This is a genomic window from Henriciella sp. (assembly GCF_029937755.1).
Taxonomy (GTDB): Bacteria; Pseudomonadota; Alphaproteobacteria; order Caulobacterales; family Hyphomonadaceae; genus Henriciella.
Window position 1 is genome coordinate 16,369 of record NZ_JAPYPG010000003.1, and the last position, 16,233, is coordinate 32,601.

At 60.5% G+C, this 16,233-nt stretch carries 11 protein-coding genes; 4 read left to right on the forward strand and 7 right to left on the reverse strand.

Features of this window, described 5'->3' with window-relative positions:
- Positions 1-17: 17 nt before the first annotated feature.
- From prfB to Q1K29_RS07750, 3 genes are all read right to left on the reverse strand, one after another.
- Positions 18-1,131, reverse strand: a protein-coding gene (gene prfB / locus Q1K29_RS07740; RefSeq protein ID WP_300392905.1) for a peptide chain release factor 2 whose coding sequence is annotated in 2 segments (ribosomal slippage) — positions 18-1,061 and positions 1,063-1,131 — 1,113 coding nt in all. Because the reading frame shifts where the segments join, the coding sequence is not laid out codon by codon here.
- A 60-nt stretch (positions 1,132-1,191) separates the two neighbouring features.
- Positions 1,192-3,765, reverse strand: coding sequence for a penicillin-binding protein 1A (locus Q1K29_RS07745; protein WP_300392907.1), 2,574 nt, complete (start codon positions 3,763-3,765; stop codon positions 1,192-1,194).
- A gap of 100 nt (positions 3,766-3,865) precedes the next feature.
- Positions 3,866-5,077 carry an N-acetylmuramoyl-L-alanine amidase gene (locus Q1K29_RS07750; protein ID WP_300392910.1) on the reverse strand — a complete coding sequence of 404 codons (1,212 nt, stop codon included), beginning with the start codon at positions 5,075-5,077 and terminating at the stop codon, positions 3,866-3,868.
- A gap of 382 nt (positions 5,078-5,459) precedes the next feature.
- On the opposite strand from Q1K29_RS07750, the gene Q1K29_RS07755 reads away from it, so the two are divergent.
- A complete protein-coding gene (locus tag Q1K29_RS07755; protein ID WP_300392913.1) occupies positions 5,460-8,051 on the forward strand; it encodes a ribonuclease E/G in 2,592 nt (863 codons plus the stop codon).
- 17 nt (positions 8,052-8,068) lie between these two features.
- Here the strand turns inward: Q1K29_RS07755 and Q1K29_RS07760 are convergent, their stop codons facing one another.
- The 3 genes from Q1K29_RS07760 to Q1K29_RS07770 form a co-directional block, all read right to left on the reverse strand.
- The gene (locus Q1K29_RS07760) at positions 8,069-9,115 is read right to left on the reverse strand and encodes a Glu/Leu/Phe/Val dehydrogenase (protein ID WP_300392916.1); all 1,047 of its coding nucleotides are present in this window, start codon (positions 9,113-9,115) and stop codon (positions 8,069-8,071) included.
- 63 nt (positions 9,116-9,178) lie between these two features.
- Positions 9,179-10,162 carry an alpha/beta hydrolase gene (locus tag Q1K29_RS07765; RefSeq protein ID WP_300392918.1) on the reverse strand — a complete coding sequence of 328 codons (984 nt, stop codon included), beginning with the start codon at positions 10,160-10,162 and terminating at the stop codon, positions 9,179-9,181.
- Complete coding sequence (locus Q1K29_RS07770) at positions 10,159-10,686, reverse strand: uracil-DNA glycosylase family protein (RefSeq protein WP_300392921.1); 528 nt, start codon at positions 10,684-10,686, stop codon at positions 10,159-10,161. The genes Q1K29_RS07765 and Q1K29_RS07770 overlap by 4 nt, the downstream gene beginning before the upstream one ends.
- A gap of 109 nt (positions 10,687-10,795) precedes the next feature.
- On the opposite strand from Q1K29_RS07770, the gene Q1K29_RS07775 reads away from it, so the two are divergent.
- The 3 genes from Q1K29_RS07775 (at position 10,796) to rlmJ (ending at position 14,391) form a co-directional block, all read left to right on the forward strand.
- Positions 10,796-11,701, forward strand: a complete 906-nt coding sequence (locus Q1K29_RS07775; protein WP_300392924.1) for a pirin family protein — start codon at positions 10,796-10,798, stop codon at positions 11,699-11,701.
- Between the two features lie 95 nt (positions 11,702-11,796).
- Positions 11,797-13,602: a M28 family metallopeptidase gene (locus Q1K29_RS07780; protein WP_300392926.1), complete on the forward strand. Its 1,806-nt coding sequence runs from the start codon at positions 11,797-11,799 to the stop codon at positions 13,600-13,602.
- Positions 13,603-13,650: 48 nt separating this feature from the next.
- The gene (rlmJ, locus tag Q1K29_RS07785) at positions 13,651-14,391 is read left to right on the forward strand and encodes a 23S rRNA (adenine(2030)-N(6))-methyltransferase RlmJ (RefSeq protein WP_300392929.1); all 741 of its coding nucleotides are present in this window, start codon (positions 13,651-13,653) and stop codon (positions 14,389-14,391) included.
- Here rlmJ and Q1K29_RS07790 read toward each other — a convergent pair whose 3' ends face one another.
- Positions 14,392-16,101 (reverse strand): ATP-binding protein, encoded by a 1,710-nt coding sequence (locus Q1K29_RS07790; protein ID WP_300392932.1) that lies wholly within the window; start codon positions 16,099-16,101, stop codon positions 14,392-14,394.
- Positions 16,102-16,233 lie beyond the last annotated feature (132 nt).

Genomic DNA, 16,233 nt, shown 5'->3' on the forward strand with positions numbered 1-16,233 from the left:
TTGGAATAACATCGAGGCTAAGCGGCCGATTCCGCATCACCGATGACGGAGTGCGCCAGGGCGGCACTGAGGAAGGCGTCGAGATCGCCGTCAAGGACGCCGGACGTATCGGACGTCTCGTGGTTGGTTCGCAGGTCTTTCACGAGCTGATATGGCTGAAGCACGTAAGACCGTATCTGGTGGCCCCAGCCGATCTCCGATTTGGATTCGTGACTGTCCTGAGCCGCGTCGCGCCGCTTCTGCAGTTCCAGTTCGTAGAGTTTGGAGCGAAGCATTTCCCACGCCTTGGCCCGGTTCTGGTGCTGTGAGCGCCCGGCCTGGCAGGCGACCACGATCCCCGTCGGATCATGGGTCAAGCGCACCGCGGAATCTGTCTTGTTGACGTGCTGGCCCCCTGCCCCCGAGGAACGGTAGGTATCCGTGCGCACATCCGAGGGATCGATCTCGACTTCGATCGACTCGTCGATCACCGGGGACACGTTCACCGAAGCAAAGGATGTGTGGCGCCGGGCCGATGAATCGTAAGGCGATATCCGCACAAGGCGGTGCACGCCATTTTCGGATTTCAGCCATCCATAAGCGTTGTGGCCCGAGATCAGGAGGGTTGCCGATTTGATGCCGGCTTCATCGCCGTCATGCGCGTCGACTTCTTCAACCTTGTAGCCATTGGCTTCAGCCCAGCGGACATACATGCGACGAAGCATGGAGGCCCAGTCCTGACTTTCTGTTCCGCCCGCGCCGGCATTGATCTGCAGGTAACAGTCATTGGCGTCGGCTTCTCCGGAAAGCAGCGCCTGAAGCTCGGCTTTGGCCGCCTTTTCGCGGGTCGCGTTCAGGGAGGCCTGAACGTCGGCGACCATATCCTCGTCGCCCTCCGACAGTTCATAGAGTTCCAGCCCGTCCTCAGCTTCCTTTTCGAGGTCGAGCACCGTCTTGATGCCCTCCTCCAGCCGCTGGCGTTCCGCCATCAGCTTGCGGGCCTGCTCAGGGTCGTTCCAGAAGTCCGGTTGTTCTGAGAGCGCGTTCAGCTCGTCGAGACGTTTTTCAGCGACGTCCCAGTCAAAGACGCCTCCTCAGCAGCTCTGCAGACTGCTGGATTTCGTCAACAAGGGTCTTGATGTCCGTGGACATGAGATTGCTCAATTCCTTTTGAATTACGGGGTCTTGCGATGCCGAAAACTGTCGCGCTCGTCAATAAATTCCACTGAGATTATCGTCTGCGACATCGTCGGGCGTATCCCGTTCGAACGGTTCCAGAGGAAGGCCTTCGTCGAGTGGATCAGCCGTGTCGTCTCTCTGGCTACCGCCATTGCGGCTGCCCGAAATCGAGAAGTCCGTGTCTTCGTTGAAGACAGCGCCCGGCTCCGTCCCGGGCCGGAACGCCTCGACGATGACTTCGGATGATCCTGCCGTTGGCAGGTCGCCAGTATCGTGGTCGACTTGCACGAGGCGAACGCCAGGCGGAATGCGGAACGGCAGCGCCGGCTCATCCTCAAGCGCTTTTTCCATGAAGTCGGTGAAGATCGGCGCGCCTACAGAGCCACCGGCCTCCCCGACCCCAAGGGTCTTCGGCGAGTCGAAGCCGACCCAGATGCCGACAACGAGATCAGGCGAGAAGCCGTAAAACTGTGCATCGAAGTAATCGTTGGTCGTACCGGTCTTGCCCGCGAGCGGCTTGCCGACCCGACGTGCCCGGCGCGCGGTACCGCGCTCGACCACGCCTTCGAGCATGTGGACGACCTGATAGGCAATCACGGGATCGACCAGCTGATCGCGCGTATCCGGCAGGATGGGCGGCTGCTCACCATCCCATTCCAGCGCCTGACAATCCTCGCAGGGACGCGTGTCATGCTTGTAGAGCGTGTCGCCATGGCGGTCCTGAACGCGGTCGAGCAGTGTTGGGGTGACTTCCTTGCCACCGTTGACGAAAGCGGCATAGCCGCGCGCCATGCGCCAGGGTGTCGTCTCGCCGGAGCCGAGCGCCATGGCTGGATAAGGCGGCAGGTCGTCATAGAGGCCGAACCGTTCCGAGAATTCGGAAACGGCCGGCATGCCGATATCGACAGCCACCCGCGCGGTCACCTGGTTGAACGAGCGCTCCAGAGCGGTCCGCATGGTAACTTCACCGTAGGAACGGCCTTCGGAATAGTTCTGCGGCTTCCACATCTCTTCGGTGTGCTCGTCATAATAGACGAAAGGCGCATCCAGAATGCGGGTCGATGGCGTGTACCCATTCTCAAGCGCAGCGCCATAGACAAATGGCTTGAAGGATGAGCCCGGCTGGCGGACGGCCTGCGTCACGCGGTTGAAGGGGCTTTTGAAGAAGGAATAACCGCCAACCATTGCCAGCACGCGGCCCGTGTGCGGATCGAGCGCCACAATGGCCCCCTCCACCTCCGGGACCTGCCGCAGGATGGAGACATCATCGGGCACGTAAATCCAGGCATCTTCACTGGCTTTCTGGCCTTCGCCTTCTGCCTGAGCCCCCGGCTTTTTCTGTTCGGTACGCGTGACTTCAACCAGGACAACATCCCCAACGGAAAGCCCCTTCTCGCCATCATCGCCCGTAAAGCTGCGCGCCCACTCAATATCCTCTTTCGGGATCGACGTGTTGCGACCGTCTTTCAGAACGAGCGTCGCGCCGTCAGAGCTGATCTTCGAGACCATACCCGCTTCCCAGCTGCCATAGCCGGGTGGAAGCGTCAGTTCCTCAATCTGTGCCGGGACATCACCATTGGCATCAATCGTAGCGAAGGGGCCGCGATAATTGTGGCGCCGGTCATAGCTCTCCAGCCCGGTCTGCAGGGCTTCCTGAGCGGCCAGTTGCAGCCTGGTATCGATGGTCGTGCGGATCGACAGGCCACCACGCTGGAGCGCCTCCTCGCCATACTGTTCGATCAGCTGCTTGCGCAATTCCTGCACGAAATAGGTCGCGGCCGCATATTCCGGCCCGCGAAGGCGTTCAGTCACCTCGAGCGGCATCGCCCTGGCGTTATCGGCCTCTTCCTGCGTGATGTAACCATCCTCAACCATGCGCCCGAGCACATAGTTCCGGCGCGCCAGGAGGCGCTCTGGACGGCGATAAGGGTTGACCGTGGAGGGCGCCTTGGCCAGCGACGCGAGAATGGCGGCCTCTGACAGGTTGAGCTCCGGCAATGATTTGTTGAAATAGATCAGCGCTGCAGATCCGACGCCATAGGCGCGCACACCGAGGTAGATCTCATTGAGATAAAGCTCGAGGATCTCGTCCTTGGTGAAGGCGTCTTCCATACGCCGCGCAATGATCGCTTCCTTGATCTTGCGCTGGATCGTCTGGTCGCGCGTCAGCAACATGTTCTTTGCCACCTGCTGGGTGATGGTCGAGCCACCCTGAAGGTTGCCGCCACCGGTCAGCTTGATCTTCGCGGAATTGATCGCGCCGCGCAGGATGCCGACATAGTCGAGACCGTGGTGTTCGAAGAACTTCTTGTCTTCAGCCGCGACGAAGGCATCGACCACATGGTCGGGAATCGATTCGATCGGCACAAAGACCCGGTGCTCTTCGGCAAATTCGGCAATCAGAGTGCCGTCGCCAGCATGAACCCGCGACGTGATCGGCGGCTCATAGCTTGCCAGCCGTTTGTGGGACGGAAGATCGCGCGCGAGAACCGCTACATAGACCGTCACTGCTAGGAAAGCGAGCAGTCCCAGGATTACCAGCGCGAGCGCAATGCGGCGCGCAAGCTTCCACGTCAGAAAGCGCTTCTTGGTCGCCTGTTCTGTCATCTTAAGTCCAGTCTGAGATCGAATTGAAGCTGAGCACAGGTCTCGCAGCACACTCTGGCCAGAGTAAGGCGCTCACCTGTCAGACGAAAGCCAAAAACAGCTAATTTGCTGCATATAGCAGGTCGCGCCGGTCAAAGTATGCGTCGATCGCCCGGCCAACAGCTTCGGCTGTCTTCCGGCGGCCGGTTTCAGACGACAGTCGCGCCACATCGGAGCGATTCGTCAGGAAACCGATTTCCAGCAGCGCTGCCGGAACATCCGGCGCCAGAAGCACGAAGAAGTTCTCCTGACGGTGACTGTTGCGCACGATTGGCCCGGCCTTCTCAAGCTCGGGAATGAGGAGTTCAGCAAAAACGGAAGAGTTCGATTTCGTTTCCCGCTTGATCAGGTCTTCGAGAATCACGCTGACCTCCTGCGAGGTGCCGTCCTCGATCGGCAGGTGCCATCCATTGGACTTTGCGGTCCCGTCGACCCGGCGCTCTCCCCGCGCCGAAAGCGTATAAACGGTCGCGCCGGAGACAGAGGCATTGCCGGCAGCATCGGCATGCACAGAGATGAACAGATCGGCGCCCCAGTTGCGCGCCATCGAGACCCGGTCTTCATGCTCGATATAAGTATCGTCCGTGCGTGTAAGATGCACCTGATAGCGCCCGGAGCGCTCCAGAACGGACTTGATGGCCTTTGAGGCTTCCAGGACAATTGCCTTTTCCCGCTGGCCCGTGCTGGCGGAAGCGCCTGGGTCTCTTCCACCATGGCCAGGGTCGATCACCACGACGTATTGATCAGGCCTCGCGCCCATCGGAGCGAACTTCCTTGACTTCATTGGCGCTTGGGCAGCCGAAAATTGCTGGCGTGCCTTGTCGTCATTAAGCGCGGCTCGGTCGAAGCGGATGGGCGCGACCCGGACCAGGTCGATCAGCAGACGATGGCGATGGTCAACGGTTGTCGGAGACAGTGGTATCGTGCGTGAGACCATCATCGGCGTATTCAGGCTGAGGATGATCTCTCCTTGCCGGATTTCATAGGAATTGACCGCCCCGTCCGGTGGTGGCGTGTGGGCATCGAGGGAAACGGATGCCCCTGGAAGATGAATGTCCAGCCGCCTCCCCTGCCCGTCGCTCATCAGGAATGTTTCTTCCTCAAGCGGCTCGTCGGCGGCGAAAACGATACGCGTATACTCGCTGTCCCCGGATACGAGAATCTCGCTGACCTCAGCCGCATGGACCAGGCCACAGGACAGCCCAAAGGCTACGCACAGAGCAAGAATCCGAATCAGACCGGTCACCATCTCTCCCACTTGTTCAGTGAGCATATCTGGCTGCTTGATGCCACAGTCATGATTAATCCAACATTTACCGTCACCGCAGCCACTGCGTTTTTCCGTTTTGTGTCATTTTACGCTTTTCATCGTGCTCAGCTTTGGGCATGTTCGACCTACCCCGTTCGAAACGGGGACACGTAAAATCCCCGTACAGGCGCGTGGCCAGGCTTAAGGTAATGCCGCATGCGGCCCAGTCGGACACGGATGACCATACTTATGTCGCTTGATAACCAGCAAGGATCGTCACGTATTGCGCCCCGAGGCGCGCGGATGAGCTGGCTTGCAAGCTCCCCACAAAACATCACTGGCGATAGCCGCAGAGCCTCACGGAAAAACCGGAGGACCGCGCCGCCAGCCAACAAGGCGATTGCATATGAGCAAGTTAATGCTGATCGATGCGGTCCACCAGGAAGAGACCCGGGTGGCCCTCGTTTCGGATGGACAAGTTGATGACTTCGATTTCGAGACAACCGGCAAGGAACAACTGAGAGGCAATATCTACCTCGCGAAAGTGACGCGGGTAGAACCCTCCCTACAGGCCTGTTTCGTCGATTATGGCGGCAACCGTCATGGCTTTCTGGCGTTCAGCGAAATCCATCCGGATTACTACCAGCTTCCACAGGAAGACCGCGAAGCACTGATCCAGGATGCTGCGCGTGCAGCAGCCGAAAATGACGACCTCGACGCCGACGACCCGGATGACGATATGGAATCGCCCTCCGACCTGATCGATTCTGACGATGATTCCGACGATAGTGACGACGACAGTGCTGGCGACGGCGACAGCAATAGCGGGAATAACGGCGCCAGGCCGGCCGCACGCAAGCGGTCCCAGAGTTCCATGTCGAAGCGCTACAAGATCCAGGAAGTGATCCGGCGCCGGCAGGTCATGCTGGTCCAGGTCGTCAAGGAAGAGCGTGGCAACAAGGGCGCAGCGCTTACCACCTTCCTCTCGCTTGCCGGCCGCTACAGTGTCCTGATGCCGAACACGCCCCGTGGCGGCGGCATTTCCCGCAAGATCGCCAACGGGTCGGACCGCAAGCGCCTGAAGGAAATCATGGGCAGCCTCGACGTGCCGAACGGTATGGGCCTGATCGTGCGGACTGCAGGCGCCAAGCGTACCAAGACCGACATCCGGCGCGATTACGAATATCTCCAGAAGCTCTGGGACAATATTCGCAACAAGACGCTGGAATCCATCGCGCCCTGCCTCATCCATGAGGAAGGAGGCCTGGTTCACCGCGCCATGCGCGACATGTTCGACAAGGACATTGAGGAAGTCATCATCCAGGGTCAGGACGCCTATCGCGAGGCCAAGGATCTCTCCAAGATGATCATGCCGACCCAGGCGCGGAAGGTGAAGCAGTGGAAAGGCAAATCCCCGCTCTTCGTCTCGGAGAATGTCGAGGAACAGCTCGATTCCATCTTCTCGCCTGTCGTCCAGATGAAGTCCGGCGGCTATCTTGTCATCAACCAGACCGAAGCGCTGGTTGCGATCGACGTGAACTCCGGCAAGGCGACCCGCGAACGCAATATCGAACAGACGGCCCTGCGCACCAACCTCGAAGCGGCTGAAGAAGCCTGCCGCCAGATGCGCCTGCGCGATCTCGCCGGCCTGGTTGTCATCGACTTCATCGACATGGAGGAGAACAAGAACAACCGCGCCGTCGAGAAAAAGCTGAAGGATTGCCTGAAGATCGATCGCGCCCGGGTCCAGTGCGGGAAGATTTCACAATTTGGCCTGATGGAAATCTCCCGTCAGCGCCGCCGTGCAGGCGTCCTGCAGGCGACGTCGGATCCGTGCGATGCCTGTAACGGCACCGGCCGCCGCCGCTCGGTGCCGTCTGCGGCCCTGCAACTGCTCCGCACGCTGGAGGCCCGCGCCTCCGGTGGTGGTCTTGCCTCTATCACGGTGCACGCACCGACAGAGGTCGCGCTCTACCTGTTGAACAACAAGCGCGAAGCGATCACCGAGATCGAGGATGAAGCTGGCTTTGCTGTTTCGGTTCGCTCCTCCGACGACCTTCTGCCGGGCGACTTCAAGATCGATGCGGAAAAGGATCCCAACCAGAAATCCAGGCGCAAGTCGCGCTCGTCCGACCGCAACAAGCACATCATCGGCGACGAGGATGACGACAAGCTGCCTCAGGAAGCCGAGGAGGCAGAGGAAGCCGACGACACCGATACCGATACCGATGATGAAACGGACAATCAGGACACCTCGCAGGCCGATGACGACAAGTCCGGCCAGCCGCGCAAGCGCCGGCGCCGTGGCCGCCGGGGTGGCCGCCGCAGACGCCGTGAGACCGGCCCCATCGTCCCTGCCGATGGCGGCGCGCTACTCGATGGCCTTTCGGTAAGCGCCCCTGCCCTGTTTGACGAGGAACCGCCAGCCCTGCCTGACCCGCAAGCCGCCAACCGTGCCGCCGCCTCGCAGCCGCAGCTTGCCAAGACGGTCGCTCTGGAAGCCGAAAAGGCTGAAGAGCCGGAAGCAACGCCCAAGCCTTCCCGCCGTCGCCGTCCGCGCCGGGGCAAGAAGGAGAATGCGGCCCAGGCTGAGCAGAATGAAGGGAAGGCCGAGGCAGCCGAACCGGTGCAGGAAACGCCCGATACCGAAGCTTCACCGCCAGCGCCCGAACCGGAAATAGCAGAGGCGAAAGCCGAGCAGCCGACAGCAGCAAATGACGATGCTGTATCGGAGCAGAAAGGCAACGCTGAGAAGGTCTCGGAGGCCAAGGCAACCGAACCAGAGCCTGAAACTGAAACGCCAGCGCCCGCACCAGCCAAGCCGGAAACGACATCCGAAGACAACGAAACGGCGGCTGAAGAACCAACGCCTTCAGCGGCTGTCTACGAGCCCGGCAAGCCCGTCGCGAGCGAGCCCGTCCTCGTGACCGAGGACAAGGAAGAGACCCGGGAAGAGAAGAAACCCAAGCGCCGCGGCTGGTGGTCCCGCGGGCGCTAGGAGAAACGTGATCGATCTCAGCCGTTTTTGGCGGCTGAGATCCGCTCACGCGCGATCCGCTCGGCGACCCTATTGGTCGGCAGATTGTTCTGCAGGGCGTCGTCGAGAACTTCTCCCAGAGTATCGATCAGAACGTTAAGCTTCCCGATGACCCAGTTGCGTGAATAGGCGCCGGAAATCTCGGCCGCGACATTGATGATGCCGCCGCCATTGATGACGTAATCCGGCGCATACAGGATGCCGGCTTCACGTACAGCGCTATCCATATCCGGGCTGGCAAGCTGGTTGTTTGCCCCACCGGCAATGATCTTTGCCTTCAGGCGCGGCAATGTCGCCCGGTTGATGACGGCGCCGAGCGCATTCGGGGAGAAAATTTCCGCATCGACATCATAGATCTCGTCAGTCTTGATCCGCGTGGCGCCTGTCCGCGCGCAGACCTTGGCGAGCTCCTCCTCGTCAATGTCGCAGACGTAGAGGCGGGCGCCTTCCTTGGCGAGATGGTCGCAGAGATAGCCTCCGACAGACCCGACACCCTGAACGGCAATGGTCCGGCCCGACAGGTCATCCGTTCCGAAGACACGCTTCGCGCAACTCTTGATGCCGCGATACACACCAAGGGCAGTGACCGGGGAAGGATCGCCACTGGCCGCTTCGCCAGTATCCAGGCCGGCCACATATTTCGTCTGCGTAGCGACAACAGCCATGTCATCGGTATCTACGCCTACATCCTCAGCCGTATAGTAAGCCCCGTTAAGCGACTCGATCGCGCGCCCAAAGGCCTCGAACAGCTTGGGAGACTTGTCCGTCTTGGAATTGCCCCAGATGACAGCCTTGCCGCCGCCCAGCGGGAGACCCGCCATGGCATTCTTGAAGCTCATCCCCTGCGACAGGCGAAGCGCGTCGCGAAGGGCCTGTTCACCCGTCTCATACTGCCACATGCGGCAGCCGCCAGCGGCGGGGCCGCGTGCCGTCGAATGCACAGCAATGATCGCGCGCAGGCCACTGTCTGCATCTTCAAAAAAGTGGACGCCTTCATGATGGTCGTATGACGGATGGTCGAACATTCTAAATCTCCAGCGACTTGCCGTGCGGCTTAGCGCTCTAAAGGGCACGGTCAACCCGCCCTCTCACCTTGCGGGAATGGACGGCGCTCCTGATGGCGGCTCTGAAGAAGGATTTTCCAGAAACGCAAGAATATCCGCAAAGACAACCTCCGACTGAAGATCTCTCAGCAGCATGTGGTAGCCGTTCTCGTAGAAAGCGGTCTGTACGTGGGGCGGCAGTGTGCGCACGGTCCGCTTCATGGCTGCATCCGGAATCACAATGTCCTTTGCGCCATAAGTCAGAAGGGTCGGGATATCTGGCGTCAAGTCCGTGGCGGCCTGATGAGCCTCTTCCATCAGTGACACGACCCCATAAACCTGGTCGATACGATTATCCTTGAGGCCGAGCGGATCTTCCCAGAGCCGGCGCAGCATCTCGACATTATCGGAGGGTTCGATCTTCACGCCTCTGGGCGGACGAACGATCCAGGCTGGACGGACATGCGTCGAGAGCCAGAGGCTTGCCTTGTAGAGCGAATTGATGGCGCCCCAGCCACGGAGGCCCGGTCCAGACAGGATGAGCCTGTCGACGGCTTCCGGTGGATTATCGGACCCGAACACCGTCATCGCGACGGCGCCGCCCATGGAAATACCGATCACCGCAAGCGGTGTGTCGGGGTAATTAGCCTTTGCGACCTTGATCGCCGTGCGCAGGTCCTGCCGCATCAGGTCCGGATCCGGCCAGATGCCGCGATGGACGGAGCGGCCAAAGCCCCTCTGGTCATAGGCGTAAGTCGTCACGCCCCGTTCGGCGAGCCATGGTGCGGCCATGTGGAAGGCGTTCGCATAGTCGTTCATGCCGTGAAGACCGACGACGACATAATCCGGTTCGGGCTGATCAGCCTTCCAGACAGTCAGCCCCAGTGCAGCGCCATCAAAACTTGTGAAGGTGTTCGTGTCAGGCGAAAAGCTGGGCTGCACGGGTGTCTCCGGCTCAAGACGGGTCTGCATTCTGGGCGTGGCGCAGGCGGCCAGCAAGAGCGTTATTGCAAGCAGAAGACGCCTCATAACAGCGCCCTCACCTTTTTGCGCAGCACAGGCACAAGCTCCGCTTCAAACCATGGGTGCTTCTTCAACCAGCCATTATTGCGCCAGCTTGGATGCGGTGTTGGAAGGACATTCCGCTCAGCCAGGTGAAGCTGCCACTCTTTGACCGTGTCCGTCAGCGTCTTCGCCTTGGCCTTGCCGAGATGCCAGCCCTGCGCGTATCCGCCGATCGCGAGCACAAGCTCGAGATTGGGCAGCCGGGTCAGCAGGCCTTCACGCCAGGTGGGCGCGCAGATTTTCATTGGCGGCAGGTCGCCGCCTTTGGCGTCATAGCCAGGAAAGCAGAAGCCCATCGGGGCGATTGCGATACGCGTCTCATCGTAGAACTCGTCCTCCGAGACCCCCATCCAGTCGCGCAAACGCACGCCGGAGGGGTCGGCGAACGGCCGGCTCGAGCGATCAGCCAGATTGCCTGGCGCCTGGCTTGCGACAAGGATGCGGGCGCCCTGCGACGCCCGGACGATGGGGTTGGGCGCCCGGTCCATGTCGTTCTCGCATAAGCGACATGCCCTGAGCGCTTTGAGGTATGGCTGGAGTTCGCCGGTCACTGGTGCAAAATGCGCCAAGCCGGGACAAGTTCAAGGAGGCAGGATCATGAACAGCGGCATTCAGCAGCGCATCGAGGCGCGCCGGCACGAGCTTGGCGGGGGTTTTACCGTTCGGCGCGTCCTGCCCTATCGCACTCGCCGCCTCGTCGGCCCATTCATTTTCTTCGACCATTTCGGCCCGGTCGACTATAAGCCCGGCGACGGGATGGATGTCCGCCCACACCCCCATATCGGACTCGCTACGGTCACTTATCTCTTCGACGGTGCAATTGCGCACAAGGATTCGGTTGGCTCTGACATCGTGATCCGGCCCGGCGCTGTGAACTGGATGGTGGCCGGCAGGGGCATCGTCCACTCCGAACGGACCCCACCTGAGGAGCGCGCGGCCGGGATGCGCCTTCATGGAATCCAGACCTGGGTCGCCCTGCCCGAAGCCAATGAACAGGACGCGCCCTCCTTCACTCATCACCCGAAGGAAAGTCTCCCCTCTTTCGACCTTGGCGGTGCAAATGCGCAAGTGCTGGCTGGCACGGCCTGGGGGCATCGCTCTCCCGTCGAGTTTCCGTGGGGCATCTGGTATGTGGGCATAAGCGCGCCAAACGGTGCGGATTTCGAAATCCCGGACAATGCGGCCGAGGAGCGGGCCGTCTATGTTGCGGGTGGTTCGGCCCGTATCGATGGAGAAACCGTCGAAACCGGTACGATGGTCATTCTCAAGGCAGGGGCGACGGTCCGTGTGGAGGCACAGCCCGGCAGTCATCTGATGCTCGCAGGCGGCCAGACCATGGACGGTCCCAGGAAAATCGAGTGGAATCTCGTCGCCAGCAACAAGGACCTCATCGACCAGGCGAAGGCCGACTGGCGCGATTCGATTGCCCGCCGCTTTGACGGCACGCCCCTCCGCCTGCCTGAAGGTGAAACGGAGTACATTCTCCTGCCGGAAGACCAATAGGGCCGGCCTGGTGGCCCTCGCAGCAGCCTCCAGCTTGTTCCCGCATGGACGCTATGTAAGAACCGTGGCCGGATAGACCTATGGGAGACCCGTCCATGAAGTATTCGCTCTGGTCCTCTGTTGCCCTTCTCGCGCTGGCGGCCTGTTCGCCTGCCGCAGACGAGGCCGCCGAGCCTGCCGACATCGATACGACGACCGAAGCCGCCCAGACCGACGAGTCTGACGGGCAGATGGAAACCGCGAACGCCGCGTCCGGCGATCTTCTACTGCCGCTCCCCGAAGACACCGAGGATGCGATCACTGCTGACGATCTTGCGGTCCGCATCAAGACGCTGGCCGATGACACATATGAGGGCCGCGGCCCCGGCGCCGAAAAAGGCGAAAAGGCTGCCGACTGGATTGCCGCAGAAATGCAGCGCGTCGGTCTCGAACCGGGCGGCGATGATGGCTCATGGTTTCAGAATGTCGGCATGGTCGAGCAGACGCTCGACGAGAGCGCCTCGAACCTGACCTTCGAAGGCGGCCGTTCCGGCGAGACCTTCCCGATGGAACTCAAGACAGATGCCGTACTCTGGACCAAGCGCCAGAGCGAGAACGAGTTCACCTTTGATGATTCCGAACTTGTCTTCGTCGGCTACGGCGTTGTCGCCCCGGAATATGACTGGAATGACTATGAGGGCCTCGATGTCGAGGGCAAGACCGTGGTCATGCTGGTCAACGATCCGGGCTTCGCGCGCGAGACCGACGACCTCTTCAAGGGCAAGGCCATGACCTATTATGGCCGCTGGACCTACAAGTATGAAGAAGCCGCCCGCCAGGGTGCCACCGGCGCAATCGTCATCCACGAAACAGCCCCGGCCTCCTATGGCTGGGATGTCGTGGCCAATTCCTGGTCCGGCGCACAGGCCGATCTCGTTCGCGAGAATGGCGGCGTCGACCGCACCGTCTACGAGTCATGGGTGACCGAGGAAATTGCCCGCAAGCTCTTCGCCGAAGCCGGTCTCGACTTTGACGATCTCAAGGATGCCGCCAAGGAGCCAGGCTTCGAGGCTGTCGACATGGGCGACCTCACAGCCTCCGGGAAGATCGTGCAGTCGGTTGACCGGATGAATTCCCGCAATGTGGTTGGTGTCCTGCCGGGCACCGAAGCACCGGACGAATACGTTCTCTACACAGCGCACTGGGACCACCTCGGCAAGAAGTCCGAAGAACGCACCGGCGAACCGGGCCAGGACTTCTACCGCGATGACATCTTCAACGGCGCAGTCGACAATGCGACCGGCGTGTCCGCCCTGCTGGAAATCGCCGAAGCCATGGCTGCCGAAGATCATCCACGTTCAGGCCTGTTCGTCTCCGTGACGCTGGAAGAATCCGGCCTGCTGGGTTCGGCCTATTATGCCGAGAACCCGACCGTGCCGATGAACCAGATCGTCGCCGGTGTGAACATGGATGGCATGCTGCCGATCGGCCGGACAAAGGACATGGTCGTCGTCGGCTATGGTGCCTCCGAACTGGAAGACATCCTGACCAGCAAGCTGGACTCCCAGGACCGGATCGTCGAACCGGACCCGAAACCGGAAGCCGGTTACTTCTATCGCTCCGACCACATTTCGTTCGCCAAGAAGGGCGTCCCAATGCTCTATGCCGATGGCGGCATCGACAAGCGTGACGGGGGCGAAGCCGCCGGCATGGCAGCGTCAGAGGCCTATACCGTCCAGCGCTATCACAAACCGATGGACGAGTATGACGACAGCTGGAACCTCTCCGGCATGCAGGAAGACATCACCGCGCTCTACCAGGTGGGCCTCGAAATCATCAACAGTGACGAATGGCCAACCTGGTATGAAGGCAATGAGTTCGAAGCGACCCGCAAGGAATCGCTGGCGGAGAAAGAAGAGTAGCGCTTGCTCTCCTACCAACACGGCTTTCACGCAGGAAACAGGGCGGATGTGTTCAAGCATTCCGTCCTGTTTTCCGTTCTCGGCGTCGCCGCGCAGGCAACCCATCCCTGGCTCTACGTCGAAACACATGCCGCCGCGGGCACCTATGACCTGACCGGCACCCAGGCACGAAAGACAGCCGAGGCCGATGATGGCATCGGCCGCCTGCTCGAGATGAAGTCTCCTCCCGAGCCGCTGCAGCCCTGGCTCGATTATGTGCGCGGACGCACGGTGCGCAACTATCCGGGCTCCCCTGCCCTCGCCCGTCACTGCCTGCGCGATGAAGACCGCATGATCTTCTTCGAGAAGCACCCGGCCGAATACGAAAAACTCAACAACGCACTTTCCGGCGACATGCGGACGCGTGCGCTGAAAGAGGATGGCTACAAGGGCGCCTTGAGCCTGCAGCCGCGCAGCAAGGAACGCCTCATCGCCTTCCTGGACCCGAGTTACGAGACCGATCGCGACATGGAAGCTCTGGCTGAATGGATACCGCGCGCGATGAAACGCTGGCCGAAGGCCATGTTCCTGGTCTGGATGCCGCTGTTCAAGGATGAGCGTGAGCTGGAATTCGGACAGTTCCTGGCAAGTCTCGACTTTGGCTTTGTCGCCGGGACGAAGTGGCCCCCGGAAAGCGACAAGGACACGGCGCTTACCGGCTCAGCCATGATCGGATTGCGAACGACGCCGGCCATGGCCCGTCCAGCCTATGCGATCGGCGAAGCGCTCGACGCGCTATGGGACCGCTGATCAGGCGACGTTACGCTGCTTGTCGTCCCGGCCGGACTTGGTGACCTGTTCATCGTGGATCAAAGCGGACTTCGGCAGTTTCAGGATAGCGGTCGTCCCCACGCCCACCCGCGACTTGAGTTCGACATCACCAGACAGCAGCCGCGACAGGTGCCGGCAGAGCGTAAGGCCGAGGCCCGTGCCGCCATAGTGCCGGTCGAGGCTTGAGTCCCCCTGATAGAAGGCCTCGAAGACCCGCTCCAGCTTGTTCTCAGGGATGCCGGGGCCGAAGTCACGGACAGCAATGAACGGCTCACCCTCGCCGTCGAGGCCGGCCCGGATCACAACCTTGCACCCTTCCCGATTGAAGCGAATGGCGTTGGTGATGAGGTTGATCAGGATCCGCTTCATCGCAGTCTCATCCACCATCATCATGGAAAGCTTCGAGGACACGGCGACATCGAAGGAATCGATGGTCGTCTTGCTCTCGAAACCGGCGGCAAGCGTGATCGCTTCCGTGAGCAGTGACTTGGTGTCCACGACCGTCGGGTTGATGGCAATCCGGTCCAGGCCAACCTTGGAATAGTCGATAATATCATTGATGAGCTTCAGGAGATGCGTGCCGCTCGCATGGATATTGTCGGCATATTCGCGGATCTCGTCTTCAGAGAGGCGGATCTTCGAGTCACCGTTCATCAGCTTCGAGAAACCGAGAATGATGTTCATCGGCGTGCGCAGCTCGTGGCTCATCGTCGACAGGAAGCGGCTCTTGGCGGCATCAGCTTCCACGGCTTCGCGCTGCGCCTCGATCAGTTCGCGCTCACGGGTCTTCAGCGCTGTAATGTCGGTATGAACGACAACCGCACCGCCTGTTCCGGTCTCACGCGTGGAGCGCATCAGCCAGCGGCCATTCTTTAGAAGAACGGGCACACTTTCCTCACCGATATGGAAAGTCGGCTTGTCCGCGCCGAACCAGTGGCGATGCCGCGCGTTCGCGATAAGCAGCTGGTCGTCACTATCATAGAAGGCGAAGGCGTCGTTGGAGGACTCAATGGCGTCAGCGAGATTCTCACGCGAGCGGCGGTTCTCGCGCACCGTCTTGATCATCGACTTGAGATGGCGATAGCTATTCATGCTGCCATGGACCAGCGACGCCAGGAAGACGAGGCTCAAAAGCGCAATGGTCAGGGCATAATCGCCACCTCGGGCGAAGTTGATGACTGTGACCGGCAACAGGCAGGCCATAGCAAAGCGCATCGTCATGCGTGGAACCGGTCCGAGCAGACTTGTCAGCCCGGCCGCCATACCCGCCTGCATCATCCAGACGAAGAAGAGGTGAGCATCGTCACCATCACCACCGAGCAGCAACGATGCCGAACCCCAGACCATGCCGATTATGATGGTCGCGAATTCAGCCTTGCGCAGGTAAGAGCCGCTGACCTTTTTCGGGGGGGCAACATTTCGCAGCCGCCACGAGGAAAAGAGCTGGAAGAGACCCATGAGAAGGATCGGGAAATACCAGATGGCGACATTGATCAGTGGCACTTTCGCAGCCGCGGCGACCGCAACGAGAAGGCCGTTAAATATGTTGATCAGCCCCATCGACAGCAGGTGCTTGACCACAGTGATCTGCTGTTCGCGGTAAACGTCTTGCTGCAATGCGTCTGTCGGCGCTGGCAGGGGCCGGAACAGAGCACTCAAGCTGGCAGAAGGGTCTCGCTCAATACGCATTGCGCACTCTCGATACCCAAAATTAGTTAATTCACGCCCAAACGTAGAACCGAAATTGTTCGAGACTGCTTACGAATCAGAAGGACAATATGCAGAACACATCTTGCATAAGCATGGCTGTCACGACTGGGT